This window comes from Haloarcula sp. H-hyl2 (assembly GCF_056934385.1).
The window spans coordinates 420,301-441,142 of record NZ_JBRIIJ010000002.1 but is presented as its reverse complement, the minus strand read 5'-3'; the positions used below and the strand labels follow the sequence as shown (position 1 = coordinate 441,142).

22 protein-coding genes and 1 pseudogene are annotated in these 20,842 nt (G+C 65.8%); 10 read left to right on the top strand and 13 right to left on the bottom strand.

Features of this window, described 5'->3' with window-relative positions; all coding sequences use genetic code 11:
• Positions 1–31 precede the first annotated feature (31 nt).
• A complete protein-coding gene (locus tag Hhyl2_RS12020) occupies positions 32–1,654 on the top strand; it encodes a gamma-glutamyltransferase family protein (protein ID WP_483551010.1) in 1,623 nt (540 codons plus the stop codon).
• Between the two features lie 229 nt (positions 1,655–1,883).
• Here Hhyl2_RS12020 and hisG read toward each other — a convergent pair whose 3' ends face one another.
• On the bottom strand, positions 1,884–2,732 hold the full coding sequence (hisG, locus tag Hhyl2_RS12015) for an ATP phosphoribosyltransferase (RefSeq protein ID WP_483551009.1): 849 nt from the start codon (positions 2,730–2,732) through the stop codon (positions 1,884–1,886).
• A gap of 88 nt (positions 2,733–2,820) precedes the next feature.
• Between hisG and Hhyl2_RS12010 the strand changes: the two genes are divergently transcribed.
• The 3 genes from Hhyl2_RS12010 (at position 2,821) to Hhyl2_RS12000 (ending at position 6,827) form a co-directional block, all read left to right on the top strand.
• Positions 2,821–4,128: an amidohydrolase gene (locus Hhyl2_RS12010; RefSeq protein ID WP_483551008.1), complete on the top strand. Its 1,308-nt coding sequence runs from the start codon at positions 2,821–2,823 to the stop codon at positions 4,126–4,128.
• 126 nt (positions 4,129–4,254) lie between these two features.
• Positions 4,255–5,412 (top strand): hypothetical protein, encoded by a 1,158-nt coding sequence (locus tag Hhyl2_RS12005; protein ID WP_483551007.1) that lies wholly within the window; start codon positions 4,255–4,257, stop codon positions 5,410–5,412.
• 137 nt (positions 5,413–5,549) lie between these two features.
• On the top strand, positions 5,550–6,827 hold the full coding sequence (locus Hhyl2_RS12000) for an adenosylhomocysteinase (protein ID WP_483551006.1): 1,278 nt from the start codon (positions 5,550–5,552) through the stop codon (positions 6,825–6,827).
• Between the two features lie 250 nt (positions 6,828–7,077).
• Here Hhyl2_RS12000 and Hhyl2_RS11995 read toward each other — a convergent pair whose 3' ends face one another.
• Positions 7,078–8,574: an MATE family efflux transporter gene (locus Hhyl2_RS11995; RefSeq protein WP_483551005.1), complete on the bottom strand. Its 1,497-nt coding sequence runs from the start codon at positions 8,572–8,574 to the stop codon at positions 7,078–7,080.
• Positions 8,575–8,676: 102 nt separating this feature from the next.
• Positions 8,677–10,167, bottom strand: a complete 1,491-nt coding sequence (locus Hhyl2_RS11990; RefSeq protein WP_483551004.1) for an MATE family efflux transporter — start codon at positions 10,165–10,167, stop codon at positions 8,677–8,679.
• Positions 10,168–10,269: 102 nt separating this feature from the next.
• Here Hhyl2_RS11990 and priL point away from each other — a divergent pair, with 102 nt between their 5' ends.
• Positions 10,270–11,349: a DNA primase regulatory subunit PriL gene (gene priL, locus Hhyl2_RS11985; RefSeq protein ID WP_483551003.1), complete on the top strand. Its 1,080-nt coding sequence runs from the start codon at positions 10,270–10,272 to the stop codon at positions 11,347–11,349.
• On the opposite strand, the gene Hhyl2_RS11980 is transcribed toward priL, so the two are convergent.
• Positions 11,346–11,555 carry a DUF7472 family protein gene (locus Hhyl2_RS11980; RefSeq protein ID WP_483551002.1) on the bottom strand — a complete coding sequence of 70 codons (210 nt, stop codon included), beginning with the start codon at positions 11,553–11,555 and terminating at the stop codon, positions 11,346–11,348. The two genes, priL and Hhyl2_RS11980, sit on opposite strands and share 4 nt — an antisense overlap.
• Positions 11,556–11,680: 125 nt before the next feature.
• Between Hhyl2_RS11980 and Hhyl2_RS11975 the strand changes: the two genes are divergently transcribed.
• Positions 11,681–12,331, top strand: a complete 651-nt coding sequence (locus Hhyl2_RS11975) for an SWIM zinc finger family protein (RefSeq protein WP_483551001.1) — start codon at positions 11,681–11,683, stop codon at positions 12,329–12,331.
• 51 nt (positions 12,332–12,382) lie between these two features.
• Here Hhyl2_RS11975 and Hhyl2_RS11970 read toward each other — a convergent pair.
• The 3 genes and pseudogenes from Hhyl2_RS11970 to Hhyl2_RS11960 form a co-directional block, all read right to left on the bottom strand.
• Positions 12,383–12,511, bottom strand: a pseudogene (locus tag Hhyl2_RS11970) (hypothetical protein); the annotation flags it as partial.
• A 291-nt stretch (positions 12,512–12,802) separates the two neighbouring features.
• Positions 12,803–13,099: a DUF7521 family protein gene (locus Hhyl2_RS11965; protein ID WP_483551000.1), complete on the bottom strand. Its 297-nt coding sequence runs from the start codon at positions 13,097–13,099 to the stop codon at positions 12,803–12,805.
• A 329-nt stretch (positions 13,100–13,428) separates the two neighbouring features.
• Positions 13,429–13,770, bottom strand: coding sequence for an ArsR/SmtB family transcription factor (locus tag Hhyl2_RS11960; RefSeq protein WP_483550999.1), 342 nt, complete (start codon positions 13,768–13,770; stop codon positions 13,429–13,431).
• Positions 13,771–13,870: 100 nt separating this feature from the next.
• Between Hhyl2_RS11960 and Hhyl2_RS11955 the strand changes: the two genes are divergently transcribed.
• Both Hhyl2_RS11955 and Hhyl2_RS11950 read left to right on the top strand, forming a co-directional pair.
• On the top strand, positions 13,871–14,812 hold the full coding sequence (locus Hhyl2_RS11955; protein ID WP_483550998.1) for a lysostaphin resistance A-like protein: 942 nt from the start codon (positions 13,871–13,873) through the stop codon (positions 14,810–14,812).
• 22 nt (positions 14,813–14,834) lie between these two features.
• Positions 14,835–14,924 (top strand): twin-arginine translocation signal domain-containing protein, encoded by a 90-nt coding sequence (locus Hhyl2_RS11950; RefSeq protein ID WP_483550997.1) that lies wholly within the window; start codon positions 14,835–14,837, stop codon positions 14,922–14,924.
• A 296-nt stretch (positions 14,925–15,220) separates the two neighbouring features.
• Here the strand turns inward: Hhyl2_RS11950 and Hhyl2_RS11945 are convergent, their stop codons facing one another.
• Positions 15,221–15,673, bottom strand: coding sequence for a DUF5518 domain-containing protein (locus tag Hhyl2_RS11945; protein ID WP_483550996.1), 453 nt, complete (start codon positions 15,671–15,673; stop codon positions 15,221–15,223).
• A gap of 145 nt (positions 15,674–15,818) precedes the next feature.
• Between Hhyl2_RS11945 and Hhyl2_RS11940 the strand changes: the two genes are divergently transcribed.
• Complete coding sequence (locus Hhyl2_RS11940; protein WP_483550995.1) at positions 15,819–15,983, top strand: DUF7987 family protein; 165 nt, start codon at positions 15,819–15,821, stop codon at positions 15,981–15,983.
• Positions 15,984–16,202: 219 nt separating this feature from the next.
• Here the strand turns inward: Hhyl2_RS11940 and hjc are convergent, their stop codons facing one another.
• The 5 genes from hjc to nirK all read right to left on the bottom strand — a co-directional run bounded on the left by hjc (position 16,203) and on the right by nirK (position 20,365).
• On the bottom strand, positions 16,203–16,721 hold the full coding sequence (hjc, locus tag Hhyl2_RS11935) for a Holliday junction resolvase Hjc (protein WP_483550994.1): 519 nt from the start codon (positions 16,719–16,721) through the stop codon (positions 16,203–16,205).
• A 40-nt stretch (positions 16,722–16,761) separates the two neighbouring features.
• Positions 16,762–17,685 (bottom strand): aminoglycoside phosphotransferase family protein, encoded by a 924-nt coding sequence (locus Hhyl2_RS11930; RefSeq protein ID WP_483550993.1) that lies wholly within the window; start codon positions 17,683–17,685, stop codon positions 16,762–16,764.
• 57 nt (positions 17,686–17,742) lie between these two features.
• Positions 17,743–18,375 (bottom strand): cell division protein CdpA domain-containing protein, encoded by a 633-nt coding sequence (locus Hhyl2_RS11925; protein WP_483550992.1) that lies wholly within the window; start codon positions 18,373–18,375, stop codon positions 17,743–17,745.
• A 61-nt stretch (positions 18,376–18,436) separates the two neighbouring features.
• Complete coding sequence (locus Hhyl2_RS11920) at positions 18,437–19,180, bottom strand: DNA polymerase sliding clamp (protein WP_483550991.1); 744 nt, start codon at positions 19,178–19,180, stop codon at positions 18,437–18,439.
• A 99-nt stretch (positions 19,181–19,279) separates the two neighbouring features.
• Entirely contained in the window at positions 19,280–20,365 is a 1,086-nt protein-coding gene (nirK, locus tag Hhyl2_RS11915) for a copper-containing nitrite reductase (RefSeq protein ID WP_483550990.1), read from the bottom strand.
• Between the two features lie 182 nt (positions 20,366–20,547).
• Here nirK and Hhyl2_RS11910 point away from each other — a divergent pair, with 182 nt between their 5' ends.
• The gene (locus Hhyl2_RS11910; RefSeq protein ID WP_483550989.1) at positions 20,548–20,832 is read left to right on the top strand and encodes a DUF7967 family protein; all 285 of its coding nucleotides are present in this window, start codon (positions 20,548–20,550) and stop codon (positions 20,830–20,832) included.
• Positions 20,833–20,842 lie beyond the last annotated feature (10 nt).

Here is a 20,842-nt window from a genome sequence, read left to right as displayed (position 1 = left end):
CGTTTTCCGGGCCGGCACCCGGAGTCCCGCCATGGACAGCGAGCCGAACCTCGACCGGTTCAGTTCACGACGGTCGACGGCCTACGGGACACGCGGCGTCGTCGCGACGAGCCAGCCACTCGCCGCTCAGGCGGGCATCGATACCCTCCGGGATGGGGGCAATGCCTTCGACGCGGCCGTCGCGACGGCGGCGACACTCAACGTCGTCGAACCGATGAGCACCGGCCTCGGCGGGGACGCCTTCGCGCTCTACCGGACCGCCGAGGGAGCTGTCGGCGCGATGCGGGCCTGCGGTGGCGCACCCGAGGCTGCGACGCTGGAGCGAGTTCGCGAGGCCGCCGCCGAGTCACAGGAGACCGACCCCGCCGACGCCGAGATGCCAGAACGCGGTCCCCTCGCGGTGACCGTCCCCGGCGCGCCCCGGGGCTGGGAGGCCACCGTCGAGCGGTTCGGTCGGTTCGAACTGGCGGACGTCCTCGACGATGCCATCCACTACGCCACCGAGGGGTTCCCGGTCAGCGAGGTCATCGCGTCGGCCTGGGAGCTCTGTGAACCGGCACTGCGGAACGACGTCGCCCGCGAGCAGTATCTCCTCGACGGTGCCGCGCCGGAGGTCGGCCAGATGGTCCGACTCCCCGAACTGGGCGAGACGCTGGCGACGCTCGCCGCGGAGGGCGCGGACCCGTTCTACGAGGGGGCCATCGCCGAGCAGATCGTCGAGACGGTCCAGGACGCCGGCGGCCTGCTCGACCACGACGACCTCGCCGATTTCGAGGTCGAGTACCCCGATCCGGTCTCGACGACCTACGGCGGTGCCGAGGTGTTCGAACTCCCGCCGAACAACCAGGGGCTCGTCGCGCTGGAGGCGCTGAACATCGCCCATGAGGTCGGCGTCCCCGAGACCACGGACCCGGTCGAACGGGTCCACCTGCTCGCCGAGTCGATGAAACTGGCGTTCACCGACGGCCACCACTACATCACCGACCCCGACTACGAGTCGATCCCACCGTTGAACAGCGCCGAGTGGGCCAGCGAGCGGGCGAGCGAGATCGGTGACGAGGCCATCGACTCGCCCGCGGTCGGCATGCTCGACTCGCCGGCAGAGGACGCCGACACCGTCCTGCTGACCGTCGCCGACGGCGAGGGGAACGTGGTCTCGTTCATCAACTCGCTGTTCATGGGCTTCGGGAGCGGTCTGGTCGCTGGCGACACCGGCCTCACGCTCCAGAACCGCGGGGCGTCGTTCTCGCTTTCCGCCGACCATCCCAACCGCGTCGCGCCGGGCAAGCGCCCGTTCCACACGCTCATCCCCGGCCTCGTGCAGTTCGACGAGCGCGACTGGGCGGCTTTCGGCGTCATGGGTGGGTACATGCAACCGCAGGGCCACGTCCAGATACTCTCGAACCTGCTGGACCGCGAGCTACCGCTGCAGGCGGCACTGGACGAACCGCGCTGGCGCTACCGCGAGGACGGCACGCTCGCGACGGAGGCCCGTTTCGACGCCGACGTGACCGCGAAACTCGTCCGCCGGGGCCACGAGGTCGCCGTCGACATCCCACCGCGGTTCGGCGGCGCACAGATCGCCCGGTGGGACGACGGGACGCTCTCGGGTGCGACGGAACCGCGCAAGGACGGGACAGCCGACGTGTTCTGAGCGGTCGCCGTGGCGGAAGCGGTCGCAGCAGGACGGTCGCGGTCGCAGTCGCCGTAGCGGTCGCCGTCGCAGAGCGCATACTGCGCCGAGCGGAGCGAGGCGCAGTTTCACGTCACGCGACCGAGCGAAGCGAGGGAGCGTGACGGACGTTTTTAGCGTAGATTTTTGCGAACCGGGTACCCGCAGGGGCGCGCTGCGCCCCGAGGATACCCGGTGAGGTAAAACGGTACTATTCGACCAGCCGTTCGATCTCGGTCACCAGTACGTCGCTGGCGCCGACCTGCTTCAGGTCGTTGATAGTCTCGAAGACGTCGCTGTCGTCGACGACGGCGTGGACGGCCACGTCCTCGCGGCCGGCGATATCCATCACGGTCGGCCCGCCCATCCCTGGCAGGACCTCCTTCACCGCCTCCAGCGCGTCCTGGGGGACGTTCATCATCAGGTAGCGTTTCCCCTCAGCCGAGAGGACCGACTGCAGTGCTGTCCGGACCTGCTGGACCTTCTCGTCGTCGGCGACGTCCTCGCGGGCGAACAGCCGGACCGACGACTGGAGTACCTCGTCGACGACCGCCAGACGGTTCATCCGCAGCGTGGTCCCCGTCGAGGTGATGTCGACGATGCCGTCGGCGATGTCGACGTGGGGGGTGAGCTCCGTCGCACCGGAGACCTCGGTGATGTCGACCTCGACGTCCAGTTCGGCGAAGTAGTTCCGGGTGACGTTGGGGAACTCGGTGGCGACCCGGCCGCCGTCTAAGTCGTAGACGGTCTGGATGTCGCTCTCCTCGGGGGCGGCCAGGACGAGCCGACAGCTCCCGAACTCGAGGTCCAGCAGTTCGTCGAGGTTGTCCGGGCCGGCTTCGCGGACCTGGTCCAGTCCGGTGATACCCACGTCGGCGGCGCCGTCGGCGACGTACTCGGGGATGTCCGCCGCCCGCGCGTAGAGGACGGTCACCTCCGGGTCGACCGTATCGGCGTACAGTTGACGGTCGGCCCCGTCGACGATATGCAGCCCGGCCCGTTCCAGCAGGTCCTCGGCGGGGTCGTGCAAGCGGCCCTTGTTGGGGACGGCGATGCGCATACGCTCTCTGGGTGGGGCCGGGGCAACTGTCTTTCCCCTCGTGGACGGACCCGGCCGAACTAAGGGTTCCCACGTCGAACGCGGAGCCATGACCGACCTCCTCGTCAGCGGTGGACAGGTGCTCCGCCCGGATACGACAGTCGAACGCGCCGATGTCCTCCTCGATCAGGACAGCGGCGAGATTCTGGCCGTCGAGGATCCCGGCGAACTGGGCGGCGACGACGAACTCGATGCCAGCGGCGGCCTCGTCATTCCGGGCCTCGTCAACGCCCACACGCACGTCGCGATGACGCTCCTGCGAGGGTACGCCGACGACAAGCCACTCGACGCCTGGCTGCAGGAGGACATCTGGCCCGTCGAGGCCGAACTCACGGCCCAGGACATCCGTGTGGGCGCCGAACTCGGCCTGGTCGAGATGCTCAAATCCGGGACGACGGCGTTATCGGACATGTACTTCCACGTCGAGGAGATCGCCGACGCCGTCGAGCAGGCCGGTCTCCGGGCGGTACTGGGCTACACTGCAGTGACCGTCGGCAAGGACGACGAGGGTGCCCACGCCGACCTCGAAGAGAGCCTGGCGGTGGCGCGGGACCTCGACGGCGCGGCCGACGGGCGCATCCGGACGACGTTCCAGCCCCACTCGCTGACGACCGTCGGCGAGTCGTATCTCCGCGAGTACGTCCCCCGGGCCGTCGAGGCCGACATGTCGATCCATCTCCACGCCAACGAGACCACCGACGAGGTCGACCCCATCGTCGACGAGCACGGTGTCCGCCCGCTCGAATACGCCGACGACATCGGCCTGCTTGGCGACGATACGTTCCTCGCACACTGTGTCCACGTCGACGAGACCGAGATCGACCTGCTCGCCGAGCGGGGGACCGGCGCCGTCCACTGCCCGGCCTCGAACATGAAACTCGCCAGCGGGATGGCACCGGTTCAGGAGATGCTCGACGCCGGCGTCACCGTCGGCCTGGGTACCGACGGCGCGGCCTCGAACAACGACCTGGACATGTTCGACGAGATGCGCGACGCGGCTATGATCGGGAAACTGGCGGCCGACGACGCCAGCGCGGTCGACGCCGCAACCGTCGTCGAGATGGCCACCCGCAACGGCGCCGATCTACTCGGGTTCGACAGCGGCCGCATCGAAGCCGGCGCGAACGCCGACCTGGCGGTGCTGGATCTGGAGCGTCCGCATCTGACGCCGGCCCATGACCTCGTCTCGCATCTGGCATACGCCGCTGGCGGGAGCGACGTCCGCCACACCGTCTGCGACGGCGTGGTTCTCATGCGTGATAGCGAGGTAACCGTCTTCGACGAGGGGGCGGTCCGCGAGCGTGCCAGCGAGCACGCCCGGGCCCTGGTCGACCGCGCTACCAGCGGTGGCGAATAAACGACTAGATCCGTTTTTGAACGCTTTGAAAGGTTCTGAGGCAGTATGATATAGGGCCGAACAGCGGTGAACGAACTGAACAGCTGGGGGGGTTTACACCTCCCTCAGATGTACCGGAGAGACGAGATGGACACGAAACTATCAGCACTGATCGCTGCACTGGGTCTGGTCCTGTTCGCAGTCGGGCCGGGCGCAGTCGCGACCGCTGCACCGACCGACACAGACGACTCGTCGCTGGGTGTCTCGGTCTCGCAGGCCGGGAACCAGGGCGTCACGGTAACCGTCACCGAGAACGATTCGACCGTCGAGAACGCCTCGGTCAACGTCACGGTCCGTGACGACAACGTCACGTACGCGGGTGCCGGCAACTACACGACCGACGCCAACGGGACGGTCGCGTTGCCCACACCCAACCAGACGCTCACCATCGACGTGATCGCGACGGCCGACAACCGGACGGCCACGACGATAGACACGTTGAACGAGCGTGTGGTGGTCGAGGACAGCGAGGACTTCCGACAGGCGTTCTCCTCGTTCATCCAGTATCTGATCTCCACCGGCTATTACACCGGTCCGAACGCCGACACGCCCGGTATCGGTGAGGAGGTCTCCGAGTTCACGACGGTGTCCAACCCGAGCAACGCCGAGGACAACGAGACCGAGGACGACGAGAACGAGACCGAGGACGACGACAGCGAAGGCGAGCGCGGTCCGCCGGACAACGCCGGCCCGCCGGACCACGCTGGCCCGCCCGAGGATAAGTTCGACGACGAGAACGAGAGCGAAGACGAGGAAGAAGAGGAAGACGAGACTGAGGACAGCGACGACGACAGCGAGACCGAAGACGACGACAGTGAAGGTGAGCGCGGTCCGCCGGACAACGCCGGCCCGCCGGACCACGCTGGCCCGCCTGAGGACAAGTTCGACGACGAGAACGAGAGCGAAGACGAGGAAGAGGAGGAACAGGAAGATAGCGATTCCGAGGACAGCGACTCCGATGATAGCGATTCGGATGACAGTGACTCCGATGATAGTGACTCGGAAGACAGTGACTCCGATGATAGTGACTCGGAAGACAGTGACTCCGATGACAGCGATTCGGAAGACAGTGACTCCGATGACAGCGATTCGGAAGACAGCGACTCCGATGACAGCGATTCGGAAGACAGCGACTCCGATGACAGCGATTCGGAGGACGACGAAGACGATGGCGAGAAGGGCCCGCCGGACCACGCAGGGCCGCCCGGCCATGCAGGGCCGCCCGGCCACGCCGGTCCCAAGTAACGCTCTCGACCACTGACCGGGTGACGATTCACCACTGCGGTTCTTCTCCGTTCCCGACGGGTAGCGGCGGCGCTGTCGAGACCTGTGTACCGACTTCCTTCGGTAGGGTTTAGGGTCCCGTCGCCGATCCGTCTAGCATGACAGAGCCGATCTCAGCGCGACTCGACGACGTCGACGCGGCACGGGAGTCCGGTCGCCGGAAGATGGACTGGGCGGCCCAGCACATGCCGATCATGTCGGCACTACGCGAGCAGTTCGAGGCCGACCAGCCATTCGCTGGCGAGACCATCGGGATGGCGATGCACGTCGAAGCCAAGACCGCCGTGCTGGCGGAGGTCCTGGCCGCCGGCGGTGCCGAGGTCGCGATGACCGGCTGTAACCCGCTCTCGACCCACGACGACGTCTCGGCAGCGCTGGACGCCGTCGACGGAGTCACCTGCTACGCCGAACGCGGCGTCGACGACGAGGCCTACTACGACGCGATGGAGGCCGTACTGGCCCACGAACCGACGATCACCGTCGACGACGGGATGGACCTCGTGGCGATGGTCCACGAGGACTACCCCGACCTGATCGACACCATCGTCGGCGGGGCCGAGGAGACGACGACGGGCGTCCACCGTCTGCGCGCGATGGACGAGGACGGTGAACTCGACTATCCGGTTTTCGCGGTCAACGACACGCCGATGAAGCGGCTGTTCGACAACGTCCACGGCACCGGCGAGTCCTCGCTGGCCTCCATCGCCATGACGACGAACCTCTCGTGGGCCGGCAAGACCGTGGTCGTCGCCGGCTACGGCCACTGCGGGAAGGGCGTCGCCAAGAAGGCCAGCGGCCAGAACGCCGACGTGGTCGTCACCGAAGTCGAACCCCGCCGCGCGCTGGAGGCCCACATGGAGGGCTACGACGTCATGCCGATGGCCGAGGCCGCCGAGATCGGCGACGTGTTCATCACGACGACGGGCAACCGCGACGTCATCGTCGAGGACCACTTCGAACGGATGCAGGACGGCGTCCTGCTGGCCAACGCCGGCCACTTCGACGTCGAGATCGACCTGGACGCCCTCTCGGATCTGGCGGTCGACACCTACGAGGCCCGCGACGGCGTGCAGGCCTACGAGACGGCCGACGGTCGCCGCCTGAACGTTCTGGCCGAGGGCCGTCTGGTGAACCTCGCGACGCCCATCGCGCTGGGCCACCCCGTCGAGGTGATGGACCAGAGCTTCGGTATCCAGGCCGTCGTGGTGCGGGAACTCGTCGAGAACGGCGACGCCTACGACGCCGGCGTCCACGATGTCCCCGACCGACTGGACAAGGAGGTCGCGGAGATCAAACTCGACGCCGAAGGGGTCGCCTTCGACTCGCTGAGCAACGAGCAGGCCGAGTATATGGATTCCTGGCAGCACGGGACGTAGGGTGGGGCACGAGCGAAGCGAGTGGCCCGCCAGACGCGCAGCGGGGAGCGGAGCGACCCGCGAGCAGTAGAGTGGTCCTGAGCGAAGCGAAGAACCGACATCCGGAACGGGGAACGCGGAGCGCCTCGAAGGGAACGGGGAACGAAGTGACCCGTGAGCAGGGGACGTAGCGAGGGGCCGACCGAAGGGAGGGCCCTCGAAGGGAACGGGGAACGAAGTGACCCGTGAGCAGGGAGAGACCCGACCGCGTTCAGGCGCTCGTGGCCTCGTCTTCGACGAGTCCGTCGTCGGTCGGCGCGGTGTCGTCGGAGACCACGTCGTCGAGCCAGCGGCCCCGGAGGAAGAACGCCGCGGCGGCGACCGCGGCGACGACGTTGGAGGCGGCGATGCCGTACCACGCGCCGGTCGCGCCGAGGCCGACGACGGTGATGAGGACCGCGGCCGTGCCGGCCCGGAACCCCCACAGCGTCACCAGGCCCAGCGCCATCGAGAGGCGGGTCGACCCGGCGCCGTGGAACGCGCCGTTTATCATGTGGAAGACGGCCATCACGGCCCACGTCGGCGCGACGATTCGGAGGAACGCGGCGCCGTGGTCGACGACTGCGGCCGCGCCCTCGCCGGTGATGAAGACGCCGACGATGGCCGGAGCGAACCGGAGCGTGACCGCGCCGGCCGCGAGGAACGCCGTCACGAGGATGGCGCTCGCCAGCAGCACCGTCCGACGGGCGCGCCGGCGCTTTCCGGCCCCGATATTCTGGCCCACGACCGTCTCGACGGCCATCCCCATACCTATCATCGGGAGCCAGACGATGGTGGTGACGCGGGCGCCGACGCCGTAGGCCGCGACGACGTCGTCGCCGACGAGTGCGACCAGGGCGGTCATGATGGTCACCGCAAGCGCCTGCGTGCTCTGTTCGACGCTGACCGGGGCGCCCAGGCGGACGAGTTCACGGACCGTCGACAGCCGCGGACGGAGGTCTGCGAGCGACAGCGAGATGCCGACGCGGTCCGAGAACAGGAGCCAGAACCCGGCGACCGTCGCCAGGCCGCGCGAGCCGACGGTGGCGACGGCGGCGCCGGTCACACCGAGTCCCGAAAAGCCCGTCGCGGCGTACAGCGACGCCTCCAGGCCACGGAGACCGAGCCAGCCGAACAGGGGGTTGCCCTGGAAGCCGAGGATGAAGACGGGGTCGACGAGCATGTTCAGGCCGACGCTGCCGACGGTGAGGTACATCGGCGTCTTCGTGTCGCCCCAGCCGCGCAACAGCGCCTGGAAGACGAAGAAGCCGAACATGAACCACAGGCCGACGAAGACGATGCGGGTGTAGCTGACGGCCATCGCGTGCAGCGCCGTCCCGGGTTCGGTGCCGATGAGCGAAAGCAGGTGTGGCGTCAGGAGGTAGCCCACTACCGAGAGGGCGAGCGACAGCAGCGTGACGAACGCGAGGGTCTGGCCGGCGACGTGGCTCACGCGCTCGTCGTTCTCGGCGCCGGTGTGCTGGGAGACCAGAATCGTCCCCGCCGCGGTCATGCCGCCGCCGACGCTGATGAGCAGGAAGACGATGGGCCAGGCGTACGAGAGGGCGCTGACGGCGTCCTGCCCGAGGCGGCCGACCCAGAACGTGTCCGTGAGGTTGTACAGCGTCTGGAGCAGTTGCGTCGCGACGAGCGGCGCGGCCAGCGCCAGCAGCGGCCCCAGCAGCGACCCCTGCGTGAAGCGCTCGGACTGGGCGGCAGTCTCACTCATCGAACCACCGCGTCGGGGCAGGGACCATACCGCGACGGTCGCGGTGGGCGGTATAAAAGCTGGCCCGACATTGTGAGACACTCGCGAGGACGCGGGGGCCGCTCAATCTGTCGTCGCGCCGGACTCCGCATCGGGCTGTTCAGCCGGTTCCTCGCCGACGACTGAGTCGTCCCAGTTGCCGACGAGGAACCAGGCGCCGACGAGGGCCGCGGCCACGAGATGCGAGAGCGCGATGCCCCACCAGACGCCGGCCGCAGCCATCCCGAAGATGGTGATGAAAACGTACGTCGGCGGGATGCGAAAGAGCCACTGGGAAGCGATGGAGAAACCCAGTGCCGTCCGGGTGCTGCCGGCGCCCCGGAAGGCGGCGTTGAGGACGTGAAATAGGCCCATGAACACGTACGTCGGGCCGATGATCCGGAAGTAGTCGGTGCCCATCGCGAGGACTTCGGGAGCGGTCTTCGCCGGGTCCAGGAACGAGACGACGATGGTCGCTGCGAGGGCGTAGGCGGCCAGACTGGCAGCCAGGAAGACCGCGCCGCCGAGGCCGGCCGCCAGCAGCACCGACCGGCGCGCGCGGCCGGACTGGCCCGCCCCGAGGTTCTGGCCGACGGCCGTCTCGACGCCCTGTGCCAGGCCGACCGCGGGGAGGTACACCAGGGTGTTGATGCGGTTGCCGACGCCGTAGGCCGCGACGGCGTCGGTGCCGACCATCGCGACCAGCACCGTCATCCCGGTGTAGGCAAGCGAGTCAGCCGATCGTTCGAGCCCGGCGGGGCCACCGACGTCGAGTATCTTCGCGACGGTATCCCGGTCCAGCCAGAGATCCGAGACGGAGATGGCGAATCCGAGCCGACCCGAGAACAGGAGCCAGAAGCCCGCCAGTGCCGCGCCGCCGCGTGCGACGACCGTCGCGATAGCGGCCCCGGAGACGCCCATCCCGGCGAAGCCGGTCGCAGCGTAGAGCGTGGTCTCGAGCCCGCCCAGACCCAGCAGCGAGAAGACGACGTTGTCCCGGAAGCCCAGCACGAGAAACGGGTCGAGGACGGCGTTGGCGGCGACGCTGCCCAGCATCAGGTACATCGGCGTCGTCGTGTCGCCCCAGCCACGGAGGATGGCCTGGAAGGCGAACGCGCCGAACATGAACGCCGTCCCGGCGAAGACGATGCGGGTGTACTCGACGGCCATCACGTGGATGGCAGAGCCCGCCGTCGTCCCGATGTACGGTAACAGCGTGGGCGCCGCCAGATAGCCGACTGCCGAGAGCGCCCCCGAGACGAGAGCGGTGACGGCGATAGTCTGGCCCGCCACCGCTCGGACCCGCTCGTCGTTGCCCGCGCCGCGGTGCTGTGAGACGAGGACGGTGCCGGCGATGGTCAGCCCGCTGCCCAGCGAGATAGTCAGGAAGATAAACGGTAGCGAGTAGGTCAGCGCGGCGACCGCCTCGTCGCCCAGGCGGCCGACGACGAACGTGTCCACGAGGTTGTACGCGACCTGCAACAGTTGTGTCCCGACGAGGGGCAGCGAGAGCTTCAGCAGCGGCTTCAGTAGCGGCCCCTCTGTCAGATCCACCGAGCGGTCCAGTTCGCTCACGGGGGGTGTCTCCAACGTGCACTCGTGACGTGATAATTCATCCCCATTGTATCACGGGCGGTGACGGCAATTTTATTCGGTCCCGTCCGCAAGGGGGGACAGATGCAACCGCTCCACGCACGCTATCCGTTCATGGCCGCGTCACGCGAGGCCGTCGAGGCTGCCGCGGTAAACCTCGGCGAGGTCGTCGCGACCGACGAGGCGGTCGTCGAGCGGGCGCTGGAGCGGGTCCAGTCGGCCATCACGAACCGGACCGTCGGCGAGCCACACCGCCAGACCCGCGTCGAACTGCTCTCGTATCCGGTGGCGCGGGTGCTCGTCTCGCTGGTCGACGAGCACGTCTGTACCCGCACGTACGCCGAGGCCGAGGCCGAGACGGCCTACGACCGCTTCGTCGAGGAGTTCGAGAGCACGACCCAGTTCAAGTCGACACAGGGCTCACAGGTCGAACTGCGGGACCTGCTGGCCGAGTTCGACCTGAACGGCGTCGTCCACGAACGCCCCGACGGCTACTGGATCGAGGTCGGGCCCTATCTCGATATGGCCGCCGACCAGCGGGGCGACGAGTGGCGCCTCGTCAACCGCACGCTCGCGGACGGCCGGGTCGCCATCACGCAGGCCGAACTCCACGTCCTGCTCAAACAGGCCATCCGCCACCGCGTCGAGGACGGCCTCCCCTTCGACGTCCCCGACGCCATCGGCCAGGAACTGGACGCCGAGGCTGAACAGATCAGCGAGGTGCTCTCGGAACTGGACCTCACCCGCGAGATCGACACCGTGGTCCCGGAACTGTTCCCGCCCTGTATGAAGGCGCTGCTCGATCAGGTCCAGAAGGGTGAGCATCTCGAACACCACTCCCGGTTCGCCATCGCGACGTTCCTCGTGGGCATCGGGATGACGACCGACGAAATCGTCGACCTCTTCCAGGTCAACCCCGGTTTCGGCGAGGAGGCGACGCGCTATCAGGTCAACCACATCCGCGGGGAGACCAGTCCGACGGAGTACTCGACGCCGGCCTGCTCGACGATGCAGTCCTACGGCGACTGCGTGAACAAGGACGACCTCTGTGAGACCATCGCCCACCCGATGGCCTACTACGAGAAGAAGATCGACGACTCCGACGAGGACGAACTGGAGGACTGGCGCGAGAGCGACGACGGGGCCGACGAAGCCGACGCTTAGAAGTTCTGCCGTTCCAGCCAGAGGCCGGCCGCGAGCATGAAGACGACGAAGACGCCGATAGCGGCCACGATGCCGATGCCACCCTGGGGATCGAGGCCGCCGTTGGTCCCGTACGTACTGGAGACGTAGACGGACGCGGCGACGAAGAGGGCGAGGGCGACGGCCGAAATCACGATCTGCACGACGGTCTCCCGCTCGATATCCATATCCAGCGGTTTTGCAGCGCCGGGCAAAAGGGTGTCGAAGCGGGCGAGTCGCCGAGAGACTTAGGTCGCTGGAGCACCTACGTTTCGAGTGGACACACCGTAGAACACAGCCGTGTCCGGACCCTATGACTCTGATCACGCCAGCTGACGACACCGACCGGACTGCACTCGCACCGGACCTTCGCGCGCTCGACGACCGGGCCGCACGCGCCTGGGCCGAACGCATGGCCGTCCGCGAACTGGGCGGGAGCGACTACGCCGTCGCCACCGAGAGCGGCCACACCTACGTCGTCGACCTCACCGCCAGGACGTGTAGCTGCCCCGACCACCGCATCCGCGGCGAGCACTGCAAGCACCTGCGCCGGGTCGCCATCGAGATCACTGCCCGGCGGATCGCTCCACCGGGCAAGCAGCGCGCCCGCTGTGACGCCTGTGGCACCGAGACGTTCGTCCCCGAGGGGGCGCCGGCGCCACACCTCTGTGGGACCTGCCGGCTCGACCCCGGCGATGTCGTCCGCGACCGCGAGACGGACAAGCGGCTGGTCGTCGTCCGGGTAACCGACGACCGTGCCGACGAACGAGTGATCGAGTCGACCGGCGACTCCGTGGCGGCCCACGAGACCAACGACGGCTACCCGACCGACGACCTCGTGGTCGATGCCGTCTATCTGTCCGGTGCCGTCGGCGGTGGCGCATCCAAGGAGTACGCGTTCCCCCACTCGCGGCTGGAACGCACGGACACGCAACTGCTCGATTTCCTGGACGACGGGGACTGAATTTCCCAAACCCCGAGAAAAGTCTTCCACAGTTATCTTATCGAAGTACGCCAGCGCCGTATTGGACTCGAACAGTATTCCCGACGGGTTGTGACAGATGACCTCGGCCTCCGGAATGAACGAAACTGCCCCTTCGTCGGCTGGTCGCCGGACGATGTCGCGGGCTCGTTGCGCGTCGATCTCGATGGTATCCAGTCATTGTCGGTCGCGGTCCTGTGCGATCTGTCGGCGCTCGAAACGTCCGTGGTCGGGCATTGCAGGGTCACCTCTCAGCCGTCGGAGATACCGAACCCAGGAGCAAGTGAGAATACTGGCCGCTCGATAACGGTGGCGATTCCAGCGAAGAGATGCACACCGAGGACGAGGTGCTGGAGGGCTGTTCGCCGATGAAAAGCCATATCGGCCGTTTCAGAGAATGCAGTGTTAACCTGTCGCCTGAGTCGTTCTCGGCATTGGTCGCCCCAGCCTGAACTATTGATACAGAAGGGCCAATAGCACGACACAGAGACCAGTTGTGGTCACGAGTCCCCGTGCTAGCAGAATAGGTCCTGTACTAGCACCTGCGAGATTCGCGACTGTAACTGTCAGGAACACTCCCGTCGTTAGGAGTCCGATCCCGAGGGCGAGCGAGCGCATCTTTGGAGCCTCGTTTCGTCTAAAGCCACGATACGCCAGAATCGAAACGAAGAGCCCAACGAGCGCAGTCAACCCCCGTGAAAGCCAGACGATACTGTCAGGAGAAAGCACCTCTGTACCCGGAAGGCCCATCATTTCGACCCGCCTCCGTAGACGGTCCAGAGGATAACTCCTAACCCGGCGAGTTCGCACCCACTCACGATTGTGGTACGACCAACGGTACCAATACTCGTGAGTGTGGGTAATCCGACTCGAAGGAGTTCCGGAACGGTCGTGAGCAGAATCAGGCCGAGCGCAAGATATAGCATCCCAGGCTGTCCTGGTCCCCGACGATAGCCGTGAAGGAGAACGATCGCGATGACGACAGAGAGGCTAATCGACAGGAGAGTCAGGCCGATGACGGCGAGCGCAATCACCGGGTCAGCGGACGGCGAACGGAGTTGTAACAGTACGTCTAGCATTCAGGACAACCCCTCGAACAGGTTGGTGAATCGGTCGGCCGGATTCGTTGCGGATCTCGTCACGGTCACCTCGTACGTACCATCCTCGAACGTGACCGCCACTTCGTCGACGGTGGCTACGTATCGTTTGTAGTGGTGACCATCGGGATCGATCGTTTGTTGTTCGGCCACGAGGCCCGCCTCCTCTAACCGGTCGAGGCGACGGTACGCTGTCGGATCGGACATGTCACAGGCCGTGCAGAGCTCGGAGACGGACATCGGTTCAGTGGTGAGTTCGGCGAGGATGGCGCGCGCGTACTCGTCGTCGAGCAACGCAAGGAGTTCATCGCCGTCCTCGTCCATACCGTCTCCCTGCGAGCGGTTGCAAATAAAGACCCTTCCCGACTTCTGGACTGGAAGCCGATGCTGGGGTCCTACTGTGGTCGGGATTCTCCGGTCGAGTATGCCCTCCACAGAGACGGGCCGGACTACGTGGCGTGTCCGGTACTGGCTTACCTGGCCGGTTTGGAACCACGACGATCAACGGCTTCGGGCCCCGCTCCGGGCACTGCTACCGCTCGTCCTGACGTTTCTGGCTCTTGCGGTAATCCAGACAGCGGTTCGAGCCCGGTTCGAGCATCCAATTCGCGAGCTGCTTGAGCTACTCGGCTTAGCAGTCGTTCTCACTGTGGGACTTCTCGTCGCCACGAGGCTCATCGACCGACGTCCCGCCACCGACTACGGGCTCTCGGTCGATCGTGACTGGTGCAAGACCGCCGCTGTTGGGAGCGTGATAGGGATCTTGGTCAACGCTGGGGCTCTCGTCGTGTCGCTTTACGCCGACTGGGTATCCGTGACAGGGTTCGCTGAAACCCCTGGTGCCCTCCCGTTCGTTCCGGCGGTGGTCGTCACGTTCGGGTTGATTGCTGTCGCGGCAATGTGGGAAGAGTTTATCTTCCGAGCGACTATGTTGAAGAATCTCGCAGAAGGCGGTGCAGGATACGTCGGGGAGAAACCAGCTATCCTTCTAGCCGTCCTCATCAGCACACTCGTCTTCGCGACACTACACGGCGGGAAGGTAACCCATGTCAGTCAGTATGGCTACTACGTGATCGCTGGCTTGGTGCTCGGAACCGTGTACGCGCTCACCGGCGAGCTCGCACTTCCCATGGGATTTCATGTGTTCTACAATTTCTCACAGGGTTTCCTCGGACTTGGAGTCTCTCAAGTCACGCCCGAACTCGTTGTTCTTGAGCTCGCCGGCCCTGATAAATGGGTCGGCGAGGAGGGACTCGTCCATGTCTTCTTCGCGATCCTTGGCGGTCTCTTGCTTCTCGCGTATATCCGCTGGCAGAATGGGCAGTTACAAATAAGCGAACACGTGACCCGATGGAATCCAACCTGAATATGATCCGGAATTATCAGAATTGAACAGAAGGAACTTCTTGTCGACAACGGCGGTTGCGGGAGCGAGTTCACTTTCGAGTTGCCTGTCGATGCGCCGGCGTCGGATTTGAATACGGCCCCACCGACGGTTCCACCGGAGCGTGGACACAGTACTGAGCCAACGAGACGAATACGTCCGCGACGAACGCCTCCGTGCCGTCACAGGAGAACTTGACATGGATTTCGACGGTGCTCACACGCTGGCAACCTGGGTCTTCGATGGGACAGCATACAAGACGAATTTTCCGTTAGAAGTCAGAGCCCTCAACAGAGCCAATATAGTCTCTGTTTGTGATTCCTAGAGAAGGTTTCCGGACTACTACACCCAATCGGACGGAGAAACCCAGAAAGAAACTTGACCCGCTCGTTATGTTCTGACTGAAGGTGTTCGACGCGCGCCGGTTTTCGTGGCGAGCCAGCCACCGACCTTCGAGCCGAGGAGCCCAACGAAACCGGCGAACCCGAGTAGCACTATCGTGAAGCCAACGGCTAACATCGAAACCGTGACCACGCGGAACCAAAGCGGACTGCCCCACGTGATTGCAGCCTCGAGCAAGTCGACCAGGAGCCACAGTCCCGGCAGCCCGCCAAGGACGCCGGCACGGAACCCGGCACTCGAAGCTTCAGTTTCCGTCGCTGCCGCGCTAGCGAGATAGCCAGCGAAGAGCCCACCCCAGAACACCATGTTGAGTGAGAATTCACCGCCCATTCCCGACTGCCAGTAGAAGCCGATCGTGAACGGGAGGGTAGCAACTCCACCGATGAGGGCGTACTTCCACGTCATAGTCACTTGGAGGGGGAGGGGACCAATTCGAACCATGACGGTCTATTCAGTTCGGGAAAGAAAAAAGTAGCTCCGTTGAGATCCTACTGTTCCGATACTTCTGCCGCTGAAACAGCCGTTAGGTAGCCCGTGCGAGCTCATATGGGAAATATTATTGAAAGTGGCAGTAAATCGAGAAATCATGGTCTCCAAAGATACCCGAATTACCCTCCTGTTCGTTGTTCTAGGGACCACCCTCTGGCTCAGCGCGAGACAGTTCATCGATAACGAGTGGATTCAGTGGGCGATACTCGTCGGTGTCGGAGTCGTGACTCCGATGATGCTCACTGAAAGAAGTAGATCGTAGCTGTCCTGACCGATTCGAGTCGGTGAGGTCGTGTGCCGAACAGGTGACCGAAACGCGCGCTGTATTTAGCAAGACTACTGAGACCTATCACTCCAAGAGGGTTTCAACATGGCCTGGTCGCTGCGTTCACGGGTCACATTCGAGGGCCGCTCCCTGCTCACGGTTCGCTCCGCTCACGGTTCGCTTTCGAGGGCCGCCCACTACGTTCGCGCCCCTCGCTCACTCAAGCATCTCCGCGACCTCCTCCTTCGAGAGGTCGCCACGCTCGAACGCCGAGAGGATGTCCAGGGTCGCCTGGTCGGGGCCGTCCTCGCCGACCTCGTCCAGCGTCACCTTCTCGGAGTGGCCGACGAACTCCTCGAAGTCGGTGCCCTCCGAGAGCGCTTTCTCCTTCTTGACACGGTAGTTGCCGCCGTCGGTCGTGTGGAGGTCGCCGGGGTGGAAGAAGTACCAGTCCTCGCGGTCGAAGCGGACGCCGATGCGGGGTTTGGCGCCGAAGTTCCGCGCGAAGAACAGCAGCGCCTCGACCTCCTCGCCGGTCAGATAGATCGGGTCGCCGGCGCTGGATTTCGCCTCGATGGCGTAGAACGTCTCGCCGTCGCCGGTCAGCACGTCGGGCAGTTCCCGCTCGGTGGCGCTGCCGCTCGCGGGAGCGCGCATCACGGCGAAGCCGGCCTCGTCGAGTCTGTTGACGAGTTCCCGCTCCCGGCGGTCGCCCTTCGCGTTCGAGTTTGCCATTGTCGGGTGGTCGGCCGTCGACAGTAAAAAGGGCTCGCGCTCACTCCGCCTGTAGCGACTGCACCTGGCGCTTGAGCAGCTCGCGGAACCCGTGTGCCACGTCGGGGCGCTCGTCGGCGTCGACGTTCTTCTGGAGGAACAGGGCGTCGAGATACGAGACGGCGCAGACGAGCCAGTAGGCCTCGCGGTGGCGGTCGAGTTCGGCCGGTAGCGGCCGGACGGACTCGTAGCCCGCTCTGAACGCCTGTTCGACGGCGTCGGGGGCCGAATCCGGGCCGTAGAACAGCGGCGTGGCCGTCCGCCAGTAGTCGTAGGCCGCCGGGGCGACGAGCGCGTGCTCGAAGTCGAGCACCGACACCGCCTCGCCGTCCCGGACGGCGACGTGGGCCGGCAACACGTTGCCGTGACACAGCACCGGGTCGCCAGCGTCGGCGAAGACCGCCGGCCGCTCGTCCAGAAGTGCAGTCGCCGTGTCGACGGCGTCCGCGTGGCCGACGGCAGCTAGCGGGGACCGCAGCGAGTCCAGCAGGGTCCGAGCGGCCGTGACCCAGCTATCGTGGGCGTCGACCGCGAGATCGCCGTCCTCGACGCGGAGCTGACCGTATCCTTCGAAGGTACCAGAGGAGTCCGCGTGCAGTTGTGCGAGGCAGGCACCGGCACCGCGGGCCCACGCCTCGTCGGGTGTCGCCGACTGTGGCGGGACATCCGGGTCCCACGTCGCGATGAAGTGATCCTCGCCCACCGCCAGGACGGCCGCTACGGGCACACTCGTCTGCTCGGCGACGAACCGTTGAACCCTGCCTTCGACCGCCGCGTGACCCCGCGGGTGTGCGTCCAGTTTCAGGACCGCCCGCTGGCCGTCGAGGCGGACCTCGTAGACGTGGTACGGCGGTACCGCGTGGAGTCGGTCGACGACGCTGTACTCCGTCGTGTGTGTCGCGAGTCGTATCTCTGGCTCAGTCATCGTATTCGGGAGACGGCGCTGCCGCTCCCGTCGGATTGTACTCCGAAGGACGCTCGCTCATTCGCGGCGGTGCTGGTCGCCGCTGTCGGTCCGGGACTGCAGTTCCTGGATGACCGCCTCGGTCTCGCCACCGTCGCCGCGGACCGCCCGGGCGTAGCGTTTGTACTCCTCCGGAGAGACCTGCACCGTCTCGGTGCCGCCCTCGTGTGTCAGTTCCAGGCGGACCGTCCCGCGGGGGTTGTTCCGGTATCGGAAACTGGCCATCGTCGTGAGGACGAACCACAGCGCGATACAGCTCCCCAGGAAGTACGCCATCGTCGTCTCGAAGGCCAGTGTCTCGGCGCCGTTCGTCCAGCGGGCCGGGTAGGCCCGGACGAACAGGCCGATACCGACCAGACAGACGGCGTTCCCCAGTAGAACGCCGACCTGCTGGCGCCGCGAGGACGGGAGGACGGCGACGACGCTCAGGAACATCGCCGGGATGCCCAGCCCGCCGAGCACGCCGCCGAGTTTCTCCGCGGTTCGCACGTCGGTGATGCCCAGTACCGCCGACAGCGACGTCGTCACGACCAGCAGCGCCGTCACGACCGCCAGCGCACCGGCGACCCCGAGGACGATGCCGGCGGCTATCCGCCGCGGGTCCCGACCGTTCCAGCGGCGCCCTCCGTACGCATCCCCGAGATTCTCCATGGACACCCTTTGACACTCCCGCCACAAAACGGTACGTCAGACGCTCGCAAGACGACTCGTCCTATTCGCTCTGGATCCGCGGCGCGAGCATGTAGGTGACCCGGCCGTTGCCCTCGGCGAAGTTGAAGTGCATCTTGACGGGGAACTCGTCGCCCAGTTCCATCTCCACCTCGGCGTCCTTGGGGATGGCCTTGTTCATGTTCTTGAGGTAGTCCAGCGAGAACAGCGAGTGGGCGTCCCCGACCGTGAGGTCGATGAGGTCGTCCTTGTCGAGTTCCAGGTGGACGTCGTCGGTGTCACCCTCGGCGTCGACGTAGAACAGCTCGCTGGCGGTGTCGACGCCCAGCGCGATGTGGTCGCTGACCATGTCCGCCGCCGTGACGGCCCGGTCGATGTCCCGCCCCTCGATGACGATGTGGGCCGAGAGGTCCAGGTCGGGCAGGTCCGGTTCCTGGCGGATGGAGTCGGGATCGATGAGTGCCAGCGTGTACTCCAGCCCGTCGATGGCGATGTGGAGCTTGCGGGTCTCCTCGTCGAGTTCCAGGTGGACGAGCTGGCCGCTGTCGGCCATCCCCGCGATGTCTTCGAGCCGCGAGAGGTTCACGCCGATGATACCCCCGTCCGTCTCGTAGGACTCGAAGGCTGCCGCGTCGAGCCGGAGGTCGACCATCCCGACGTTCGCGGGGTCGACCGCCCGGATTTCGAGTCCGTCGTCCTCCAGGTGGATCTTGCACTCGTCCACCAGCACGCTCACCGAGTCGAGAGCCGCCTGGAGCGTGTCTGCGCTCACGATGGCGTTGAACATCTTGGGCCGAGCTACGCCCCCATCCATTAAAAAGCCGGCTATGCGTCCCCGCGTGCGCGTGCGGTCTCCGGGTCGATATCGGGCGTGGGAGACCCGTAGTCAGGCGTCGGGTTCGAAGACGTCCGGGTTCTTTGGCCCGTCGCGGTTGATGACCGCCAGCATGCCCTTGCGGGCGACCCGCGAGAGCGCGTGGTCGACCAGTTTGATCGGGCCGGGCACCTCCGCATGCAGCGTCGCGATGGCACAGGAACCGGGTTTGACCGGCGTCGTCTGGACGAACTTGTTCGCCGGACCGGCGATAGCCCCCTGTTGCCAGACCTCGTCCCAGACGGAGCCGATGGGGTGGAAGCTCGAATCGAGGTTCGGCCCGCCGGTGACGAAGTACACCCGTGCGGTCTCGCCGGTCTGCATCGTCGGGGAGCCGTAGCGGTCGGGCGTGATGGCGTACTTCTCGCCGTTCATGAGGACGTAGGTCGGGTCCTCGGCCTTCATCGACTCGACGTCGAAGTCGTGGTGGCCCTTCTCGCCGGCCTCGCCCGTGGTGTAGAGTTCGTGCTGGCCGAAGTAGAACTCGTGGTCCACCTCGGGCAGCCCGTCCTTTGGCTCGACGAGGATCATGCCGAACATCCCCGAGGAGATGTGCATGTCCAGGTTCGGGACCGCACAGTGGTAGATGAACGCGCCGGGGTAGGTCGCCTTGAACCGGAAGGTCTCGGTCTGGCCGGGCGTGACCATCGAGGCCTCCGCGCCGCCACCCGTCCCGCGGACGGCGTGGAGGTCGATGTTGTGGGGCATCGAGTTGCTCTCCTCGTTGGTGATGGTCAACTCGACGGTGTCACCGCGGCGCACCCGAACCATGGGCCCGGGCACCTGGCCGTCGAAGGTCATGTACGTGTACGTGACACCCGGTTCGACCTCGGCGACCTGTTCTTTGGTCGTCATTTCCACCGAGACGGTCCTGGGCTCGGACCGGTCGATGGGGTCGGGTATGTCGGTCGGGTCGGCTGCGATGCGGTCGACGTCCGTCGATTTGGCGGGGTTCATGGCTGGCTCCTGTGGCGTAGTGCGTTCGGCGGTCGGTTCCTCCTCGGCGCCGGGCGTCTGCGCACAGCCGGCGACCGCTGCCGTACTGACACCGAGCGCCTGGAGCACCCGGCGTCGCGTCGCCGTCGGGATGGATGACATCTGTGGGACCTCCGTACAGGTAGGTCTGTGTCGTACTGACACATATACCGAGAACCCTGCTCTCAGGCCGTGAGAGTCGTTCTCGGCCGGCGGGAGGAGGGGAGAACGTGTTCGGGCGCTTTTTAATACCCGGGCAGTTTTCGCCCGGTATCGACTTGTGGCCGGTGGAGCAAGACGACCGTATGGACGACGAGACTGACGACGCTGTTCAGGTGTGGCTCGTCGAGCGCACTTACTCCGACGACGAGCAGAACCTCATCATCCTCACCTACGCGACCCCCGACGGCGAGCGGTACTACCGGAAGGAACGCGCACTCACGTCGTTCACCGACGTGCGGGACACGACGGCGGCCGTCGAGACAGAACCGGAGAACCTTGGCGCCGTCGAGGACGCCGACCTGCGCGAGCAGTACGCCGCAGAAGCCCAGCGGATGCAGGAGGTCCACGACTCCGACGACGTCATCTGAGCACCGGGCG